The organism is Caulobacter sp. CCG-8 (assembly GCF_037402475.1).
Classification (GTDB): domain Bacteria; phylum Pseudomonadota; class Alphaproteobacteria; order Caulobacterales; family Caulobacteraceae; genus Caulobacter.
Window position 1 is genome coordinate 52,905 of sequence record NZ_JBBEUD010000009.1, and the last position, 19,136, is coordinate 72,040.

The following is a 19,136-nucleotide window of genomic DNA, read 5'->3' on the forward strand; positions in this document are numbered from 1 at the left end:
TTGTCGGTTGGGTTCGGCCGCGCACGCGCCGCTCCCCTGGTCCACGTTCTTCGTGTCTGAACGAGGGGTCCTCGGAACAAGTCCGAGGATGACGAGCGGAGTGGATCAGAACGTCTTGGCCACCTCGGCCAGCTGGTCGGCGACGATGCCCCAGCCCTCGTGAAAGCCCATCTGCTCGTGGGTCTGGCGGTCCTCGACGGTCCAGTGGCGGGCGGTGGCGGTGTAGCGGGTCGTGCCGTCGCCCAGGTCGTCGAACTCGATGGTCGCGACCATGAAGGGCTTGCCGGCCGGGACCCAGTCCGAGGCGAAGGCGTCGGTGAAGACCAGGCGCTTGTTCGGAACGACCTCGAGGAAGAGACCCGGGTTGGGGACCTCCTCGCCGTTCGGGCCCTGCATGACGATCAGGCTGGCGCCGCCGGGGCGGATGTCCATCTCGGCGTGCGAGACGGTCCAGGGCTTGGGGCAGAACCATTCGTGCATGCGCTCGGGCGTGGTCCAGCACTTGAACAGCTTGTCGGCGGGCACGTCGAGGACGCGGGTCAGCACCAGTTCGCGGTCGGCGACGGGCGAAGGGGCGGGGGTGTCCATGGCGTTTCTCCAAGGGAGTGGGGTGTTGCGCCCGAAGGACGGCCCCGACGTCGGCGATCCGACATCGGGTGCGAACTTTTGTCGAGACCGCGAGTCGATGGCGGGAAGCCGAGGCCCGTCTCGGGTGTTCACCTGATTTACCCCTCGGCTGGACAGTTCAGGCTCTCCCCGGGTCGCCAGGGAGCGGGTTGATGAAGGTTGCGGTGGTTCTGGGCTGCGCCGCGGCGCTGGTCCTGGGGGCGACGGCCGTCCAGGCCAGGGCCGACGACGACGTGACGTTCCGCATGGGCACCTATGTCTGGCTGCCCACCGTCAAGGGGCCGCTGGGGCTGAACCCCGACCGGCCCACGCCCGTGCTGGGCGACGGCAATATCCTGGATAACCTGCAGTTCTTCGGTTTCGGCGTGGCCGAACTCAGCAAGGACCGGGTCGGGGCCCTGGTCGATTTCGCCTATGTCGACATCGGCTTCGGCGACGACGTCGAGCTGCCGCCGGCCTTGCCCCTGAAGCCCGACCTCGACACCAAGGCGATGGTCGGCAGCGTGAACGGCTTCTACCGCGTCGTCGACGGCGACAAATGGGACGTGGACCTGACCGCCGGCGTCCGGGGCTACTGGCTGGAGACCGACTTCACGCTCAGCGCGCCCAACACCGACCTGATCGACGCCAGCGCCGACACCAACTGGTTCGACGGCGTCATCGGCGCGCGGGCCCGCGGCCAGTACGGCAAGTGGGGCTTCATGGGCCAGATCGACAGCGGCTGGGGCAGCGACACCACCAGCTGGCAGGGCCAGGGCATGGTCGAGTACGACGCGTCCAGCCATTGGCGGCTGATGGGCGGCTATCGCTTCCTGCATTTCGAGAACGACAAGGGCCGTCGCAACGTCGACCTGGACCTGAAGGGTCCGCTGTTCGGTTTCACCTACCGGTTCTGAGGCCGCTTCGGCGAAGGCTTGACCTGGGCGGGCCTTCCTCCCAATGTGCCGGCAATTCAAACGATCGTTTTGATGTTTGCCGGGAGCCCGCCATGACCAACCTCTTCGACCTCGCCGGCAAGGTGGCGATCATCACGGGCAGCTCGCGCGGCATCGGCAAGGCCATCGCCCAGCGCATGGCCGAGCACGGGGCCAAGGTGGTGATCTCGTCGCGCAAGGCCGGTCCCTGCGACGAGGTCGCGGCCGAGATCAACGCCCGGCACGGCGAGGGGACGGCCATCTCGGTCCCGGCCAACATCGGCTCTAAGGAGGACCTGCAGCGGCTGGTCGACGAGACCCGCAAGGCGTTCGGGAAGATCGACATCTGCGTCTGCAACGCCGCGTCCAACCCCTATTACGGCCCGCTGTCCGGCATCGCCGACGACCAGTTCCGCAAGATCCTGGACAACAACATCATCAGCAACCACTGGCTGATTTCGATGGTCGCCCCGGAGATGCGCGAGCGGAAGGACGGCTCGATCATCATCGTCAGCTCGATCGGCGGCCTGCGCGGCAACGCCATCATCGGGGCCTACAACATCTCCAAGGCCGCCGACTTCCAGCTGGCCCGCAACCTGGCCCACGAGTTCGGCCCCGACAACGTGCGGGTCAACTGCATCGCGCCGGGCCTGATCAAGACCGACTTCGCCAAGGCCCTGTGGGACGACCCGGCGACCCTGGAGCGTTCGACCAAGGGCGTGCCGCTGCGCCGGATCGGCGAGCCCGACGAACTGGCCGGGGCGGCCGTCTACCTGGCCTCGAAGGCGGGCAGCTTCATGACCGGCCAGGCCCTGGTCGTGGACGGCGGCGCCACGATCTAGGGGCGCCGCGAGGTCGGGCGGACGACGCCGCGAAAGGGCGATATTTGCCCCTGGCGGAGTCATCTGGGGACAGAACGTCGCGCCGCGCCGATCTTAACTTTGGATACAGGCCGTTTTCGTACCTTGCCAAGGTTCACCAGGAAACCACGGCTTGCGGCGCTACGTCCTGTTCCTCGCGGCGATCGCAACCCTGTTCGTCGCGAGCGGCGGAACGGCGTTCGCCCGTTCGCAGCAGTCGGCCAAGCTGGACGCCCTGTACCGCGAGATCAGCCGCGACGAGATCAAGCCCCCCGCCCGCGAGAACGACGACATCGAGCGGGTCGGACGCCGGGCCCTGAAGCAGCACGGCGACAAGCGCCTCTACGGCCTGTGGTCGGTGCTCTATGCCTACAAGAGCAACCAGGTGCAGCCGCAGTTCGACGACTGGACCCGCCGCGTGCGCCGCCTGGCCAAGGAAGACAACGACGCCGAGCTGCTGAACCTGGTCGACCTGCTGACCACGGCCTATCGCCACGAGTCCGGCGGCTTCCGCACGTTCAACGACGCCGACTGGGTGCGCTATCTGGAGCGCTCGGGCCCGAACATCCGGATGATGGCGGCCATCGAGCGCATCCGCAGCCTGGGCCGCTCGGGCCATTGGGCCGAGGCCTCGCGCCTGGCGACCGAGGTCATGGGCCAGCTGGAACGCAAGGGCGCCGTCGCCCGGCCGATGCTGGCCGAGGCCCACCAGGTGCACTCCTACACCCTGTCCTACATCGGCGATAAGGAAGGCGCGCTGGACCACATGAGCGCCGCCGCCCGCCTGGACGAGGGCAACGCCTTCTACATGCGCAAGGTCGAGCGGATCTACGACATCGCCTACACCGCCGCCGAGGTGGGCGAGCTGGACGCCGCCGAGCACTTCGCCGGCGTGCACCACCACATGACCGAGGCCGCCGGCGATCCGGACCTGAAGACCTGGGATCGCTATCTCTGCGCCCGCATCGCCAGCGCGCGCCACGCGCCGGGCCGGGTCCTCAAGTGCCTGGAAGCGGGCGCGTTCGAGATCGACCATCCGACCAACCGCCTCACCGGCCTCAGCCTGCGGCTGCGGGCCCAGGCGCGGGCCGAGCTGGGCCAGGCCGCCGCCGCCCGGGCCGATCTGGACGTGGCGCGCGCCATCCCCCTGGAGACCCTGGAGCGTGATCCCCAGGCCGAGCTGCTGGTCAGCGCCTACATCGCCCTGGCCGAGCATCGCGGCGAGGAGGCCTTCCGCGACCTGGACCAGTGGCGGCGGCAGGACCACGAGAAGACCCAGGCCGCCCTGACCCGCAACGGCGCCCAGATGGCCTCGGCCCTCGAGACCGAACTGAAGTCCAAGCGCGACGAGAGCCGCCGGCTGACCGCCGAGGTCGAGCTGAACCGCCGCCTGGCCCACGCCTCGATCATCATCGCCATGCTGCTGGGCGTGCTGGTGCTGGGCGGCGTCGCCTGGGGCTTCTACCTGCGCCGGGCGTCGATGCGGCTGAAGGACGCCCGCGGCCGGGCCGAGGCGGCCAACGAGGCCAAGTCCGCCTTCCTGGCCGTGATGAGCCACGAGCTGCGCACGCCGCTGAACGGCATGCTGGGCATGGCCCAGGCCCTGCGCGGCGAGGCCCTGGACGCCCGCCAACGCGAGCAGGTCGAGCTGATGATCGACAGCGGCGACACCCTGCTGGTGCTGCTCAACGATATCCTGGACCTGTCCAAGATCGAGGCCGGCAAGCTGGAGATCGCCCCCACCGCCGGCGACCTGGTCGGGGTCTGCGCCCGCCTGGTGGGGGGCTACCAGCCGACCGCCCGGGAAAAGGGCGTCGAGCTGACCTTCGCCGTGGCGGGCGACCCGCCGCCGATGCTGCTGTTCGACGCCGTGCGGGTGCGCCAGTGCCTGGCCAACCTGCTGTCCAACGCCCTGAAGTTCACGGTGGTGGGCCGGGTGGAGGTGACCCTGGCCTGGGCGCCCGATCCGCAGACGGGGCGCACGGCGATCAGCCTGACCGTCGCCGACACCGGCATCGGCATGACCCCGGCCACCCTGTCCAAGCTGTTCGGCGCCTTCACCCAGGCCGACGCCTCGACCACCCGCACCTTCGGCGGCACGGGCCTGGGCCTGAACATCACGCGCCGCCTGGCCGAGCTGATGGACGGCGAGATCCGCGTCGACAGCCGCGAGGGCCACGGCTCGACCTTCATGCTGGACTTCCAGGTCGACCTCGCGGCCGCCGGGACGATCGAGACCGGGGCCCCGGCCTTTGGCGCCCCGGGCGAGGACGAGACGCTGTCGCCCCTGCACGGCCGCCGGGTGCTGGTGGTCGACGACCACCCGGTCAACCGCCGGGTCATCAAGCTGTTCCTGGCCCCGTTCGACTGCGACCTGGTGGAGGTCGAGAACGGTCGCGAGGCCCTCGACGCCCTGGAGGCCGAGGCCTTCGACCTGGTGCTGATGGACGTCAACATGCCGGTGATGGACGGGCTGGAGGCCACGCGCCGCCTGCGCCGCGACCCGCGCTGGACCGGCCTGCCGGTCATCGCCCTGACCGCCGACGTCATGCGCACCCAGATCGACACCTGCCTGGAGGCGGGCATGGACGCTCACATCGCCAAGCCGATCGACCTGCGCGACCTGCTGTCGGTGATGGTCCAGGTGCTGGGCCGGCGCGGCGTCGCGCCGGCGGTCGGCGAGACCGCGCTGGCCTAGGCGGCCACGGCGCGCTCGCGGCGGCCGCGCAGATACAGCTCGACCAGAAGCAGGTTCGGGATCCAGGCCAGGAAGGCCGAGGCGCGGTAGGCGTCGATCTCGGCCACGCCCATCATCGGCAGCACCACGATGTAGATCCGCAGGCTGACCGCGGCGAAGGTCATGGCGAACGATCGCAGCATCCAGGCGCGGTGGTCGTCGAAGCGGCGCGCCACCGCCAGGCGCCAGCCCTGGACGTTGGCCGTGATCCAGCAGACCGCCAGGCTGGCGAAACCGACCGTGGCGATCGGCCCGGCGGTCGAGCCGAAGGCCATCACCAGCCCGCCGACCCCGCCGGCCAGGCAGCCGATCACATAGACCCGCCCCAGCGTCCGGTGCAGGGCGGGGAACCGTCGGCGCACCCAGGGCAGGAACTGGAGCGGGCCGACCAGCAGCGCCGTCGCCGCGCCCGCCACGTGGACGTCCAGCCAGGGTCGCGCGAACAGGTTGGCCAGGATCTCGGGGCCCAGCGGCCCGATCCTCGGCAGATAGCGGTACGAGAAGATCGCCACGGCCGCGCTCAGCAGGGCGTACAGGGTCCAGAGGCTTCGGTTCAGCAGGCGGGTCATGTCGGTCTCCGAGGTTTGGCGGAGATTGCGAAGCTCGCCGACCGGCGCTAGGCGAGGTTGCGTGAGCGGCGCCGATACTGCGCGAACGGCGCCGCGCCATGATGAGAGGCTTTTGGGCGAGAGGCTTAGATCGGGGTGACGGACCTGCGGGCGATCCTTCAGCGCGGCGGCGCGGACCTGGCGCTGCTGCTGGCGATGGGCCTGTTCCTGGGCGCGGTCGGCCCGTTCGGCAGCGAGCACCTGGCGCCGCGCCAGGCCTACGCCTACTGGGTGCTGTGCATCGTCGGCGGCGGGCTGATCGGCATCCTGATCGACGAGACCGTCGGACGCCGGGCCGGCGTCTTCTGGCGGCGGCTGCTGGTCACCGCCGTGCTGATGACGCCGCCGACCGCCCTGTGGGTGCTGGTGTCCGATCGCCTCGTGGTCGGCGCGCCGATCGTCGCGTCGCGGTACTGGCCGCTGCTGTGGCAGGTGTTCCTGATCTCGGTCCCGGTCATGGCCGTCCGGGCCCTGGTCTGGCGCCGGCCGTCGGCGGTGGTCGAGACCCGGGTGGTGGTCGAGCCGCCCCTGCCCGAGGCCGAGGCGGCCTTCCGCCGGCGCCTGTCGGCGAAGCGGCGCGGCGCGCGGCTGATCGCGGTCGAGGCCGACGACCACTACCTGCGGGTCCACACCGACGCCGGGGCCGAGATGGTCACCCTGCGCTTCGCCGTCGCCCTGGACGAGCTGTCCGGCGCGCACGGCTTCCAGACCCACCGCTCGTGGTGGGTGGCGGCCGAGGCGGTGGAGGGCGTGCGCTGGCGGCGCGGCGGCGGCGAACTGCGCCTGGCGGGCGGCCTGGCGGCTCCGGTCAGCCGCACCCATGCGCCGACCGTCAAGGCGGCCGGCTGGTTCTGAGCGCTAGGCCGGTAAGGCCGCCGGCTCGGTGATCCCGAACAGCGCCCGCATCTGGTGGCGCTGATCCAGCAGGTCCTCCAGCGTGTACTTGTCCAGCACCGCGATGAACGCCGCCGTCGCCTCGTTGAGGGCGCGGGGCAGGGTGCAGGCGGGGGCGATCACGCAGCTGCTGCAGTCCACCAGCTGGAAGCCCTCCTCGGTCTGGCGCACCACCTGGCCGACGACGATCTGGTCGGCCGGACGGGCCAGGGCGATGCCGCCGCCGCGGCCGCGCACCGTGCGCACGAAGCCGGCCTTGCCCAGATCCTGCACCACCTTCATCAGGTGGTTCTGCGAGATCTTGTAGAGGGCCGCGATCTCGCCGATCGAGGACAGGTCGCCGTCGTCGCGCGCCGCCAGGTGCAGCAGCACCCGCATGGCGTAGTCGGTGTAGCGCGTCAGCCGCATCGGGACTCCGGGCACGCGCCCCGCCGAGACGGACTAAGGGCGAATACGTAAAACAGGCATTTTCATTGCATGTTTCGTCGCGGCCTTATAGATGCATTTTTGACGCATCAATTAGGCTCCCCCTATGGACCCGACCCAAGCCGCCGAGATCGAAGCCGCCCTGCCGGCGCTGCTGGAGCGCTTCTACGCCCGCGTCCGCGCCGACGCCGAGCTGGGCCCGGTGTTCAACGACGCCGTTCAGGACTGGGATCACCACCTGGGGACCCTGGCCGACTTCTGGTCGTCGGTGATGCTGACCAGCGGCCGCTACAAGGGCAATCCGATGGCGGTCCACCTGCAGCACGCCGCCCGCATCCCGTCGGAGATGTTCGGCCGCTGGTTGGCGCTGTGGACTCAGACCACCGACGAGATGATGTCGCCGCCGGTCGCCGCGGTCATGCAGGCCAAGGCCGCGCGCATCGCCCAGAGTCTGGACGCGGCCCTCCATTTCCGCCTGTCCAAGGCCGAGGCCGCCAAGAGCGAAACGATTCAGCGTGAGGTCTCCAAGCCCTATCGTTCGACCCCGGTCTTCGACGAGCGGACCCTGCCGCAAGGCCTGCGCCAGGCGCACACCACCAAGGACGGCGTCTGGGGCGTGATCCGCGTGCTCGAGGGCTGTGTCCGTTACCGGATCGAGGCCCACGACCAGGACGTCATCCTGTCGCCGGGCACGCCGGGCCTGGTGCGGCCCCAGGAACCTCATCACGTCGAGCCGGTCGGGCCGATGCGCATGCAGGTCGAGTTCTACAACCATCCTCCGGCGCTCTAGCCGGACCGAAACACCGAACCCGAACGAGGAGAGAGACAATGGCGGCTGCGCTCAGCGCGGAGACGATCGCGCGCGTCAAGGCCACGGTTCCGGCCCTGGCCGAACACGGCGAGGCGATCACCCTGGCGATGTACGCCCGGCTGTTCCAGGACGACCATATCAAGGCGCTGTTCAACCACGCCAACCAGGCGACCGGCGCCCAGCCCAAGGCCCTGGCCGGGGCGATCCTGGCCTACGCCCAGAACATCGACAATCTGGGCGTGGTGCTGCCGGTGGTCGAGCGCATCGCCCACAAGCACGTCGGCTATCACATCCTGGCCGAGCACTATCCGTTCGTGGCCAAGGCCTTGCTGGGCGCGATCAAGGACGTGCTGGGCGACGCCGCCACCGACGAGATCCTGGGCGCCTGGGGCGAGGCCTACTGGTTCCTGGCCGACATCCTGATCGGTCGCGAGGCGGCGATCCGCACGGAGATCGAGGCCTTCGAAGGCGGCTGGACCGGCTGGCGCGACTTCGTGGTGGCCGAGAAGGTCCGTGAGAGCGCGGTGATCACCTCGTTCGTGCTGCGGCCCGCGGACGGCGGCAAGGTGATCCCGCACAAGCCGGGCCAGTACCTGACCTTCCGCTTCGACTCCGCCGACCTCGCCGGCGAGAAGCGCAACTACTCGATCTCGGCCGGGCCGAACGGCGAGAGCTACCGCATCTCGGTCAAGCGCGAGGACCTGGGCGCGGCCTCGCGGTTCCTGCACGACCAGACCCGGATCGGCGACATCCTGCAGGCCACCCCGCCGGCCGGCGACTTCTTCCTGGCCGACCAGCCGGCCCGTCCGGTGGTGCTGCTCAGCGGCGGCGTTGGCCTGACGCCGATGGTCAGCATGGTCGAGCACATCGCCAAGGAACATCCGGAGCTGGAAGCCCACTTCGTGCACGGGGCGCTGAACAGCAAGGTCCACGCCCTGGACGGCCACGTCCGCGCCCTGGCCAAGGACCACGGCGGCGTCTCGGTGACCACCTTCTACAGCCACCCCTTGGCGGGCGACCGGGCCGGTGAGAGCCACGACGTCGACGGGTTCATCACCATAGACTGGCTGAAGGCCAACACCCCGTTCGCCGAGGCGGATTTCTACCTGTGCGGCCCGACGCCGTTCCTGAAGGCCTTCGTCAGTGGGCTGACGGACGCCGGCGTGCCGGCCGACCGGGTGCACTACGAGGTGTTCGGCCCGACGGCCGAGGCGATCGCGGCCTGAGGCTGAGCTCGGAGCGTCGCCGTGCTATTGAGGCGGCATGAGCGACCCGCCTTTCTCCAACGATCCAAACTCGAATGGCTGGGCTGAATCCGCGGCGGCCTGGATCGCCGACATGGGCGAGCACGGCGACTACGGCCGTCGCTACGTGCTCGATCCCGTGATCCGCCAACGGCTGGGCGAGCGCGGCTTTCGCAAGGCCCTGGACGTGGGCTGCGGCGAAGGACGGCTGTGTCGGATGCTGTCGGGCTTCGGCGTCGAAACGATCGGGCTGGACCCGACACAAGCCCTGCTGGACCAAGCCAGACGGTCGCACCCCGAGGGACGCTATGTGGAGGGCGTCGCCGAGGCCCTGCCGTTCGAGGACGCGGGCTTCGACCTGGTCGTCAGTTGCTTGAGCCTCATCGACATCCCCGGCTTCGAAGCGGCGATCGCCGAGATGGCCCGGGTGCTGGCGCCGGGTGGAACCCTGTTCGTCGCCAACCTGACCAGCTTCGCGACCGCCCGGATCGACGCCCCGATCCTGGAGCGCTGGGTCAACAGTCCGGGCGTGCGGATCGACCGCTATCTGGAACAGCGGTCCAGCTGGGAGGCTTGGCGGGGCATCCGGATCGTCAACTGGCACCGGCCCCTGTCGGCCTACATGGCCGCTTTCCTGGGCGCGGGCCTGCGCCTGACCCACTTCGACGAGCCGGCGCCGGTCGGCGGCGACCCGGCCAAGGCCGAGCGCTATCGCGGCGTGCCCTGGTACGTCGTGATGGAGTGGGAGAAGCCGGCCTAGCCCCGCGCCGCCGCCAACCGCCGCACCGCCTCATCCAGCGTGTCGTCCGCCTTGGCGAAGCACAGGCGCAGGATGTGGCGCACCGGGTCTTCCGCATAGAAGGCCGAGACCGGGATGCTGGCCACCCCGTGGTCGCGCACGGCGCGCAGGGCGAAGGTCCGGTCGTCCTCGTCGACCCCCGACGCCTTCAGGTCGACGTTGAGGAAATAGGTCCCGCCGCTGTCCAGCACCACGAAGCCGGCGTCGCGCAGGCCCGCCGCCAGGCGGTCGCGCGAGCGCTGCAGGCCGGCGGGCATGGCCTCGAACCAGTCGCCGGGGTCCCGCAGCCCGAACGCCACCGCCTCCTGCAGGTTGGGCGGGGTGGTGAAGGTCAGGAACTGGTGGGCGCCGGCCAGGGCCTTGGTCAGGGCGGGGGCGGCGCACAGGAAGCCGACCTTCCAGCCGGTCATGCCGAACATCTTGCCGGCCGAGCCGATCTTCACGGTGCGCTCGCGCATGCCCGGATAGCCGATCAGCGGCCGGTGCCGGCGACCGTCGAACACCACGGCCTCCCACACCTCGTCGCAGACGGCGACGGCGTCGTGCCTGACGCAGAACTCGGCCAGCAGCGCCAGGTCCTCGTCGGGCGTGACCACCCCGGCGGGGTTCAGCGGAGTGTTCAGCACCACCATCCGCGTCCGGTCGCTGAAGGCGGCCTCCAGCATGGCGCGGTCGAACCGCCAGTGCGGCGGGGTCAGGCGCACCAGCTTCGGAACCCCTCCCGCGCGCTTCACCATCGGCAGGTAGGCGTCGTACAGCGGCTGGAACAGCACCACCTCGTCGCCCGGCGAGATCAGGCTGAGGAAGGCCGCCGCGAGGGCCTCGGTCGCGCCGGAGGTGACGACGATCTCGCTCTCCCAATCCAGGTCCAGCCCCTGGGTCCGGCCGTAGTGCGCCGCCACCGCCTGGCGCAGGTCGGGCAGGCCGCGCATCGGCGGATATTGGTTCGTGCCCGTGATCAGCGCCTCGCCGGCCTTCCGGCGCAGGGCCATCGGACCCGCGTCGTCCGGAAATCCCTGGCCCAGATTGATCGCCCCGGTCTGGCGGGCCAGGCCGCTCATCTCCTCGAAGATGGTGGTGGGCAGGTCGGCGTAGACCGGATGGACCATGGGGCGCGTCTCCCAAGACACTCGAACTGGGAACCCTTGCCTAGCACAGGTCGCGCGGTGATAGCTTGGGTCGTCGCGTGGAACGATTTCCCCAAGGCGGAGCTTCCTCTGAAGTGACCGACAGCGCCGTCCCCGCACCGCCGTCTCCGCCGCCCTGGACCTGGTCGCATGGGCTGGCCTACGGCGCGGTGTCGATGCTGCTGGGCCTGACCCAGGGGCTGGGCGCCAACCTGATCAACAACAACCTGCCTTGGATCCAGGGCTCGCTTGGCGCCTACACCAACGAGTCGGCCTGGCTGTCGATCGCCTACACCGCCGCCAACGCCACCATCGGCCTGCTGGCCGTGAAGTTCCGCTTCCAGTACGGCCTGCGGCTGTTCGCCGACATCGGGCTGGGGCTGTTCATCGTGGTGGGCCTGGCGCACCTCCTGAGCAACGACCTGCGCTCGGCCATCGCGGTGCGGGCGGCGGCGGGCATGGCCGCCTCGGCCCTGTCGACCCTGACCCTGCTCTACATGGTCGAGGCCGCGCCGCCCGAGCGGCGCATCGTCGGCATCGCCTTGGGCGTGGGCTGGGCGCAGCTGGCCCTGCCGCTGTCGCGACTCGTTTCCTCCGACCTGCTCGACACCGGCCAGTGGCACGGCCTGTACCTGGCCGAGATCGGGCTGAGCGTCGTCTGCCTGTCGGCGGTGAACCTGCTGCGCCTGCCGCCGATCCCGCGCGTGCAGATGTTCGAGTGGCGCGACTTCCTTACCTTCGCCCTGTTCGCCCCGGGCATCGCCCTGCTGTGCGTGGTGCTGGGGCAGGGGCGTTACGTCTGGTGGTTCGACACCGCCTGGATCGGCTGGTGCCTGGCCGCCGCCATCGTGCTGCTGGCGGCCTCGGCCCTGGTCGAGCTGCACCGCAACAAGCCGCTGATCCACCTGCGCTGGCTGACCAGCGCCGACCTCTTGCGCCTGCTGGTGATCATCCTGCTGTTCCGCATCGTGCTGTCCGAGCAGGGCGTCGGCGCGTTCGGCCTGCTGCAGACCCTGGGCATGAACAACGACCAGATGGCCGGGCTGTCGTGGGTGATGCTGGCGGCCACCCTGGCCGGCATGGTCATCGTGGCCTTCACGATCAATCCCGAGCACGTCAGCACCCCGGCCCTGATCGCCCTGCTGATGGTGGCGGCCGCGGCCTGGATGGACAGCCTGTCCACCAGCCTGACCCGGCCCGAGCAGATGTATCTCAGCCAGGGCATGATGGCCTTCGCCGGGGCCCTGTTCCTGCCCGCCGCCCTGCTGGCCGGCTTCCCGCGCGCCATCCGCATGGGCCAGGAGTACATCGTCAGCTTCATCGTGCTGTTTTCGACCGGCCAGGTGATCGGGGCCCTGGGCGGCTCGGCCTTCCTGGGCACGCTGATGACGGTGCGCGAGCGGGTGCATTCGGCCGCTATCGTCGACCGGCTCAGCCTGACCGACCCGCAGGTGGCCCTGCGGGTGAAGCAGTTGTCGGGGACCTATGCCGGCGTCCTGACCGACCCGGCCCTGCGCAGCGGCGAGGGCGCGGCCCTGCTGGCCCAGCAGGCGACGCGCGAGGCCACGGTGCTGGCCTATGACGACGTGTTCGCCACCGTGGCCGTGATGGCGATGATGGTGTTCTTCTACCTGTTGTTCCTGCGCGTCCGGTCCGACCTGCGCCTGCGGCGCGCGGCGCGGCTGACGCCCGTGGAGGCCGCCTGATGTCCGACCCGCAAGCCGCCACGCCGACCGCCCCTCCGCCGCCGCCCCCAAAACGGATGTGGTCGCGCGCCGCGATCCCGGTGATCGTCGCGGGAATCGGCGGGGTGCTGCTGGTGCTCTACGCCTGGAAGCTGCCGCCGTTCACCGGCACGATGCAGAGCACCGAGAACGCCTATGTCCGAGGCTATGTCACCCTGCTGGCCCCCAAGGTGGACGGCTATGTGACGGCGGTGGCGGTCAAGGACTTCCAGGCGGTGAAGGCGGGCCAGGTGCTGGTCCAGATCGACGACCGCATCTACCGCCAGAAGCTGGCCCAGGCCGAGGCCAGCGTGCGCTCGGCCCAGGCGGCCCTGGACGCCAACACCCAGGCCCAGACCTCCAACGCCGCCCAGATCCGCCTCGCCGAGGCCCAGGCCGGCAGCAGCCAGGCGGCCCTGGCCAAGGCCCAGGTCGACATCAAGCGGGCCGAGCCGCTGCTCGCCCAGGGCTGGCTGGCCCCCAGCCAGCGCGACGTGCTGCAGGTGGCCCAGCGCCAGGCCGCCGCCGGCGTCGCCCAGACGGCGGCCAATATCGACATCGCCCGCCAGGCCCTGGCCACCACCAAGGTCAATCGCGAGGGGCTGGAGGCCACCCTGGCCAACGCCCGGGCCGCCGTCGAGCTGGCTCGCATCGACCTGGCCAACACCACCATCCGCGCGCCCGAGGACGGGGCGGTGGGCGAGGTGGGCGTGAAGTTGGGCCAGTACGTCGCCGTCGGGACCCAGCTGATGGGCGTGGTGCCACGCCAGACCTGGGTGACCGCCAACTTCAAGGAGACCCAGACGGCCCACATCAAGGTGGGCCAGCCGGCGACGGTCCAGGTCGACGCCCTGGGCGGGCTGAAGCTGCGCGGCCATGTCGAGCGGCTGGGACCGGCCACCGGCTCGGAATTCGCGGTGATCAAGCCCGACAACGCCACCGGCAACTTCACCAAGGTGGTCCAGCGCCTGCCTACCCGCATCGTGCTCGATCCGGACCAGGACGGTGTCGCCCGCCTGCGGCCGGGCATGAGCGTGGTCGCCCGTATCGACACCGCGCGCTAGGGTCTAGAGGTAGTACATCGCCACCGTCATGCACGCGCAGAGCAGCGCGCCGAGGCGGGTGAGGACCAAGAGCGCGCGCCGCTTCCGGGGAAATTCCTCGATCGCCCAGCGCCGATTGGCGGCCAACGCGATCCATAGGCGCGGCCATCGCGTCAGGCACAGCATGAAGATCGTGCACAGCGCGAAGAAGGCGACGCCGACAAGGTCTGGTCCATGGTCCATTCCAAAGTGTTCCACGGCGCTCACCGGCTGTCGAGCGACCGGCCGGTCGGCCGCGGCGCAACCTTTCCGGGGGTTCCGGTGTTCCAGCAGCAAATCTTGGCTGTGAGGATCTTCAGCACATGAACGGCGTGGGTTTCATCGGTGCGGTCATCATCGGCATCTTCGCCGGCTGGATCGCCGAACAGGTCATGGGCCGCAATCACGGTCTGATCACCAACCTGATCGTCGGCCTGGTCGGCGCCCTGATCGGCGCCTTCCTGGCCAGCATGTTCAACATCCACTTCTTCGGCTGGCTGGGCAGCCTGCTGGTCTCGACCGTCGGGGCGATCGTCCTGCTGTGGATCGTGGGCCTGTTCAGCGGGCGACGCCGGATCTAGGCGCCCTTGGCCGCCGCGGCGCTCTCGACGGCTTCGTCCAGCACAATCCGGCGCATCTGCTGCGCCGTGTTGTCCAGCAGGAAGCCGGGGATGTCGGCGATCGGCATGGGACGGCCGAACAGGTAGCCCTGGAAGTGATCGCAGCGCATGTCCTCAAGGATCCGCGCCTGGTCGGCGGTCTCCACGCCCTCGGCGGTGACCTCCAGGTTCAGGGTGCGGCCCAGCAGGGTGATGGTGCGCAGGATGTCGGCGATCGCCGGGTTGCCCGCCATCTCGGCCACGAAGGTGCGGTCGATCTTGATCTTGTCGAACGGGAACCGCCACAGATAGGCCAGGCTGGAATAGCCCGTGCCGAAGTCGTCCATGGCGATGCGCACGCCCAGGTCCTTCAGGGCCTTCAGCTGCTCCAGCGTGCCGGCGGTGTCGCGCAGCAGCAGGCCCTCGGTGATCTCCAGCTCCAGGCGCGAGGGCGCCAGGCCCGAGGCCTCCAGGGCCGCCCGCACCTGGTCCACCAGGTCGCCGGCCGCGAACTGGTTGGGCGACAGGTTGACCGCCACCTTCAGCGGCGCGGGCCAGGCGGCGGCCTGACGGCAGGCCTCGTTCAGCACCCACTCGCCGATCTTGCAGATCAGGCCCCACTGCTCGGCGCATTCGATGAAGTCGTCGGGCCCGACCAGGCCGCGGCGCGGGTGCTGCCAGCGCAGCAGGGCCTCGAAGCCGATGGTCTCGTGGGCCTTGGCGCCGATCAGCGGCTGGAAGAACAGCTTCAGCTCGTCGTTCTTCAGGGCCGAGCGCAGGTCGATCTCCAGGGCCCGGCGCTCCTGGGCCCACAGGTCCATGGTCGCCTCGAAGAAGCGATAGGCCCCGCGCCCGTCGCCCTTGGCGCGATAGAGGGCCAGGTCGGCGTTCTTCAGCAGGGTGTCGGCGTCGTCGGCGTCGGCCGGGGCCACGGCGATGCCGACGCTGGCCCCGATCGACACGTGATGGTCGTTCAGCTCGTAGGGCTGGGACAGGGCGTCGACGATGGCCTGGGCCAGGGCCCCCAGCTCGGCGGGCGCCAGGTGGTCGCGGACCACCACGGCGAACTCGTCGCCGCCCAGGCGGGTGACGACTCCGGTCTCGCCGACGCAGGCGCGCAGGCGGCCGGCCGCCTCGGCCAGCAGGGCGTCGCCGATCGGGTGGCCCAGGCTGTCGTTGACGCCCTTGAAGTGGTCCAGGTCCAGGCACAGCACCGCGCAGCCCGAGGTCTTGCCCTTGGCGTCCCAGGCGGCGCTCAGGGCCTGCAGGAACGACAGGCGGTTGGGCAGGCCAGTCAGCACGTCGTAGTGGGCCAGGCGCTTGATGCGCTCCTGGTCCTTGCGGGCCTGGGTGACGTCGGCCCCTACGCCCCGGAAGCCCGCGAAGGCCCCGTCCAGGTCATGGATCGGCTTGCCGCTCAGCGCCCACCAATGCAGTTCGTCGCCGACCACCACCGACACGACCACGTCGCGGAAGGCCTTCTGGTCGATCAGCAGTCCGCCCAGGTTGGAAAGGCCCTCGGGGGCCTCGGCCAGTTCGGCGCCCAGCTCGCTGACGCGGCGGCCCAGCAGGTCCTCGCGCGGCCGGCCGGCCGCTTCGGCCATGCGTTCGGAGACGTAGGTCAGGGCCCCGGCGGCGTCGACTTCCCAGAGCCAGTCGCTGGAGCCTTCCTCGAAGTCGCTGAGCAGCAGGCTGACCACCTGCTTCTGGCGCTCCAGCTCGTCGCCGGCCACCAGGCGGTCGACGAAGACCTTGGCGTGCGACAGGCACGACAGGCCCACGACCAGGTAGCAGAAGATCAGAAGGCCGGCCAAGGCCAGCAGGATGGGCTCGTGGCTGGTCAGCAGCACCCACAGCGAGCCGACGACCAGCGGCGTCGTGTAGGCCAGGGCCGCCACGGGCAGGGTCAGCAGGGCGAAGCTTCCCACGCCGATCATCCCGGCCATCAGGGCCACGACCAGCATGCTCATGTGGAGGCCGGCGTCGTGCAGGGCCAGGGCCGGCAACAGGCCCCAGATGAAGCCCAGTAGCCCGGCCTGCAGGGCCACGCGGCGCACGCCGCGGGCCGAGACGGTGTTCTTGCCGCTCTTGCGGCGGCGGGCGGCGACCCAGCCGCGCAGGCCCAGCAGGGCGTAGCAGGTGACCACGCCGGCCCAGACCAGCAGGGTGAGGCGATGCGTCCCGCCCAGGCCGGCCAGGCAGACCAGCTGGGCGTTGATGATGTTGGCGGCCATCATCACCGGCGTCAGGCGCTGGATGCTGGCCAGCTGCTCGAACCGGACGCGGCCGGCCATGGCCTCGGGCACGGCGGTCAGGTGGCGCGACAGCAGGGCGGCGGCTCGCGAGGCGGTTCCCGAAATGACGCCCGAAAAGAAGGAAGTCTGGCGCACGGCGCGGTCCTGCACTTCAGGACGCCCCCGCATCCCCCGCCTGCAACGTACCGTCGGTTCCTGAAACGCGGGTTAACCGTAAGCTGAGCAAAGGCGCGTGAAAAAGCCCGCCATCCCAAGAGATGACGGGCTTCTTGATCGTCTGTCCCAGAAGAGTCTGGGAAGCGACTATTCTTCCTTGACGCGACGCTTGCGGAACGACGGGTTCAGGACCTGCTTGCGCAGGCGGATGTTCTTGGGCGTCACTTCCACCAGCTCGTCTTCCTCGATGTAGGCGATGGCCTGCTCGAGGGTCATGCGGCGCGGCGGGGTCAGGCGGATCGACTCGTCCTTGCCCGAGGCGCGGACGTTGGTCAGCTGCTTGGCCTTCATCGGGTTGACGTCGAGGTCGTCCTGACGGGCGTTCTCGCCGATGATCATGCCCTGATAGGTCTTCTCGCCGGCGCCGACGAACATCACGCCGCGCTCTTCCAGGTTCCACAGCGCGTAGGCCGCGGTCTCACCGTCCGAGTTCGAGATCAGCACGCCCTTGCGCTGCTGGTCGATGGCGCCCTTGTAGGGCTCGTAGTGGCTGAACACGCGGTTCAGCACGCCCGAGCCGCGGGTGTCGGTCAGGAACTCGCCCTGGTAGCCGATCAGCGAGCGCGACGGGGCGGTCAGCTGGAGGCGGGTCTTGCCCGCGCCCGACGGGCCCATGTCCTTCAGCTCGGCCTTACGGAGCGACAGCTTCTCGATGACGATGCCCGAGAACTCGTCGTCGACGTCGATCATGACGTCTTCCATCGGTTCCAGGCGCTTGCCGGTTTCCGGATCGTTCTGGAACACCACGCGCGGACGGCTGATCGACACCTCGAAGCCTTCGCGGCGCATGTTCTCGATCAGGACGCCCAGCTGCAGTTCGCCGCGGCCGGCGACTTCATAGGCGTCGCCTTCGGTCGACTCGGTCACCTTGATGGCGACGTTGGACTCGGCTTCCTTCAGCAGGCGGTCGCGGATCACGCGGCTCTGCACCTTGTCGCCTTCGCGGCCGGCCAGGGGCGAGTCGTTGACCGAGACGGTCATCGAGATGGTCGGCGGATCGATCGGCTGGGCCGGCAGGGCCTCGGTCAGGTCCAGGGCGCACAGGGTGTCGGCCACGGTGGCCTTGGACATGCCGGCGATGGCGACGATGTCACCGGCCTCGGCGCCCTCGTCGATCGGCTGGCGCTTCAGGCCGCGGAAGGCCAGCACCTTGGTGATGCGGCCGCGCTCGATTTCCTTGCCGTTGCGGTCCAGGGCCTTGATGGCCATGCCGGGGACGGCCTTGCCGCTCTCGATGCGGCCGGTCAGCAGGCGGCCCAGGAACGGATCGGATTCGATCAGCACGTTCAGGATCTGGAACGGCTCGTCCTTCTTCTCGATCTGCTTGGGTTCCGGCACGTGGCGGACGATCAGGTCGAACAGCGGGGCCAGGTTGTCGTTGGGGACGTTCAGGTCGAGCGTGGCCCAGCCGGCGCGGCCCGAGGCGTAGATGTGCGGGAAGTCCAGCTGCTCGTCCGTGGCGCCGATGGCGGCGAACAGGTCGAAGGCGGCGTTGTGCACGCGGTCCGGATCGGCGTGGGCGCGGTCGACCTTGTTGATGCAGAGGATCGGGCGCAGGCCCATCTTCAGCGCCTTGGTCAGCACGAACTTGGTCTGCGGCATGACGCCTTCCTCGGCGTCGACCAGCAGGACGCAGCCGTCCACCATGCCCAGGATGCGCTCGACCTCGCCGCCGAAGTCGGCGTGGCCGGGGGTGTCGATGATGTTGATGCGGGTTTCGCCCGCTTCACCGTTCCACAGGACGCTGGTGCACTTGGCCAGGATGGTGATGCCGCGCTCGCGCTCCTGGTCGTTGGAGTCCATGGCGCGCTCGGTCGTCGCCTCGTTGGCGCGGAACACGCCCGACTGGGCCAGGAGCTGGTCGACGAGGGTGGTCTTGCCATGATCGACGTGCGCGATGATGGCGATATTTCGCATGGACATGGAGAAGGCGGACTTTCGGGGAGGAACAGATGGGGTTTGACGCGGGCGCGTCAGGCGCGCGGCTTTTACGCGACTGCGCGACGTTTATCCACCCCCACCCCTGCGCGTGGAATTGCCACGGTAACCGGTGTCACGCTCAAACCCCTTAAATTCATAGGGTTTGCGAAAGTTGCGGGCGGATGTCGTTTCTTCGGCAACTAATTGTGCAGTGCAGCATTGTCGCCAAAATCGGCCAAGCTTGGAGAGCGGCGTTCTCTGTCCCTTGTGTTACAAAGGATTTCACTCGGTTC

General features: G+C 69.5%; 17 protein-coding genes. 10 read left to right on the forward strand and 7 right to left on the reverse strand.

All coding sequences use genetic code 11. The features are described from left to right. Positions 1-105: 105 nt before the first annotated feature. Complete coding sequence (locus WAE60_RS10600) at positions 106-588, reverse strand: SRPBCC family protein (protein WP_337686270.1); 483 nt, start codon at positions 586-588, stop codon at positions 106-108. Between the two features lie 191 nt (positions 589-779). On the opposite strand from WAE60_RS10600, the gene WAE60_RS10605 reads away from it, so the two are divergent. The 3 genes from WAE60_RS10605 to WAE60_RS10615 all read left to right on the forward strand — a co-directional run bounded on the left by WAE60_RS10605 (position 780) and on the right by WAE60_RS10615 (position 5,099). After that, positions 780-1,523: a hypothetical protein gene (locus WAE60_RS10605; protein ID WP_337686272.1), complete on the forward strand. Its 744-nt coding sequence runs from the start codon at positions 780-782 to the stop codon at positions 1,521-1,523. A 92-nt stretch (positions 1,524-1,615) separates the two neighbouring features. Beyond that, positions 1,616-2,383, forward strand: a complete 768-nt coding sequence (locus WAE60_RS10610; protein ID WP_029914427.1) for an SDR family oxidoreductase — start codon at positions 1,616-1,618, stop codon at positions 2,381-2,383. A 151-nt stretch (positions 2,384-2,534) separates the two neighbouring features. Then, entirely contained in the window at positions 2,535-5,099 is a 2,565-nt protein-coding gene (locus tag WAE60_RS10615; RefSeq protein WP_337686274.1) for a response regulator, read from the forward strand. Here the strand turns inward: WAE60_RS10615 and WAE60_RS10620 are convergent. Next, positions 5,096-5,707 carry a DUF2306 domain-containing protein gene (locus WAE60_RS10620; protein ID WP_337686277.1) on the reverse strand — a complete coding sequence of 204 codons (612 nt, stop codon included), beginning with the start codon at positions 5,705-5,707 and terminating at the stop codon, positions 5,096-5,098. The genes WAE60_RS10615 and WAE60_RS10620 overlap by 4 nt on opposite strands. A 135-nt stretch (positions 5,708-5,842) precedes the next feature. Between WAE60_RS10620 and WAE60_RS10625 the strand changes: the two genes are divergently transcribed. After that, complete coding sequence (locus WAE60_RS10625) at positions 5,843-6,601, forward strand: LytTR family DNA-binding domain-containing protein (RefSeq protein ID WP_231499490.1); 759 nt, start codon at positions 5,843-5,845, stop codon at positions 6,599-6,601. 3 nt (positions 6,602-6,604) lie between these two features. On the opposite strand, the gene WAE60_RS10630 is transcribed toward WAE60_RS10625, so the two are convergent. Then, on the reverse strand, positions 6,605-7,048 hold the full coding sequence (locus WAE60_RS10630) for an Rrf2 family transcriptional regulator (protein WP_029914418.1): 444 nt from the start codon (positions 7,046-7,048) through the stop codon (positions 6,605-6,607). A gap of 124 nt (positions 7,049-7,172) precedes the next feature. Here WAE60_RS10630 and WAE60_RS10635 point away from each other — a divergent pair, with 124 nt between their 5' ends. Genes WAE60_RS10635 through WAE60_RS10645 form a run of 3 tightly spaced genes read left to right on the forward strand, consistent with a single transcriptional unit; the run spans position 7,173 to position 9,881 of the window. Further along, complete coding sequence (locus WAE60_RS10635; protein WP_337686280.1) at positions 7,173-7,856, forward strand: DUF1971 domain-containing protein; 684 nt, start codon at positions 7,173-7,175, stop codon at positions 7,854-7,856. A gap of 38 nt (positions 7,857-7,894) precedes the next feature. Next, positions 7,895-9,103, forward strand: coding sequence for an NO-inducible flavohemoprotein (gene hmpA / locus WAE60_RS10640; RefSeq protein WP_029914414.1), 1,209 nt, complete (start codon positions 7,895-7,897; stop codon positions 9,101-9,103). 37 nt (positions 9,104-9,140) lie between these two features. After that, positions 9,141-9,881, forward strand: coding sequence for a class I SAM-dependent methyltransferase (locus WAE60_RS10645; RefSeq protein ID WP_337686283.1), 741 nt, complete (start codon positions 9,141-9,143; stop codon positions 9,879-9,881). On the opposite strand, the gene WAE60_RS10650 is transcribed toward WAE60_RS10645, so the two are convergent. After that, a complete protein-coding gene (locus WAE60_RS10650) occupies positions 9,878-11,029 on the reverse strand; it encodes an aminotransferase (protein ID WP_337686286.1) in 1,152 nt (383 codons plus the stop codon). The two genes, WAE60_RS10645 and WAE60_RS10650, sit on opposite strands and share 4 nt — an antisense overlap. 113 nt (positions 11,030-11,142) lie before the next feature. Here WAE60_RS10650 and WAE60_RS10655 point away from each other — a divergent pair, with 113 nt between their 5' ends. Continuing rightward, on the forward strand, positions 11,143-12,753 hold the full coding sequence (locus WAE60_RS10655; RefSeq protein WP_337686288.1) for a transporter: 1,611 nt from the start codon (positions 11,143-11,145) through the stop codon (positions 12,751-12,753). Next, positions 12,753-13,835 carry an HlyD family secretion protein gene (locus tag WAE60_RS10660; protein ID WP_337686291.1) on the forward strand — a complete coding sequence of 361 codons (1,083 nt, stop codon included), beginning with the start codon at positions 12,753-12,755 and terminating at the stop codon, positions 13,833-13,835. Before WAE60_RS10655 ends, WAE60_RS10660 begins: the two co-directional genes overlap by 1 nt. Positions 13,836-13,838: 3 nt before the next feature. Here the strand turns inward: WAE60_RS10660 and WAE60_RS10665 are convergent, their stop codons facing one another. Beyond that, on the reverse strand, positions 13,839-14,150 hold the full coding sequence (locus WAE60_RS10665; RefSeq protein ID WP_156035804.1) for a hypothetical protein: 312 nt from the start codon (positions 14,148-14,150) through the stop codon (positions 13,839-13,841). 26 nt (positions 14,151-14,176) lie between these two features. Here WAE60_RS10665 and WAE60_RS10670 point away from each other — a divergent pair, with 26 nt between their 5' ends. After that, on the forward strand, positions 14,177-14,434 hold the full coding sequence (locus WAE60_RS10670) for a GlsB/YeaQ/YmgE family stress response membrane protein (protein WP_029914402.1): 258 nt from the start codon (positions 14,177-14,179) through the stop codon (positions 14,432-14,434). Here WAE60_RS10670 and WAE60_RS10675 read toward each other — a convergent pair. After that, on the reverse strand, positions 14,431-16,842 hold the full coding sequence (locus tag WAE60_RS10675; RefSeq protein ID WP_337686295.1) for an EAL domain-containing protein: 2,412 nt from the start codon (positions 16,840-16,842) through the stop codon (positions 14,431-14,433). The two genes, WAE60_RS10670 and WAE60_RS10675, sit on opposite strands and share 4 nt — an antisense overlap. A gap of 168 nt (positions 16,843-17,010) precedes the next feature. Continuing rightward, positions 17,011-18,846 (reverse strand): translational GTPase TypA, encoded by a 1,836-nt coding sequence (gene typA, locus WAE60_RS10680; RefSeq protein ID WP_029914398.1) that lies wholly within the window; start codon positions 18,844-18,846, stop codon positions 17,011-17,013. Positions 18,847-19,136: the final 290 nt, after the last annotated feature.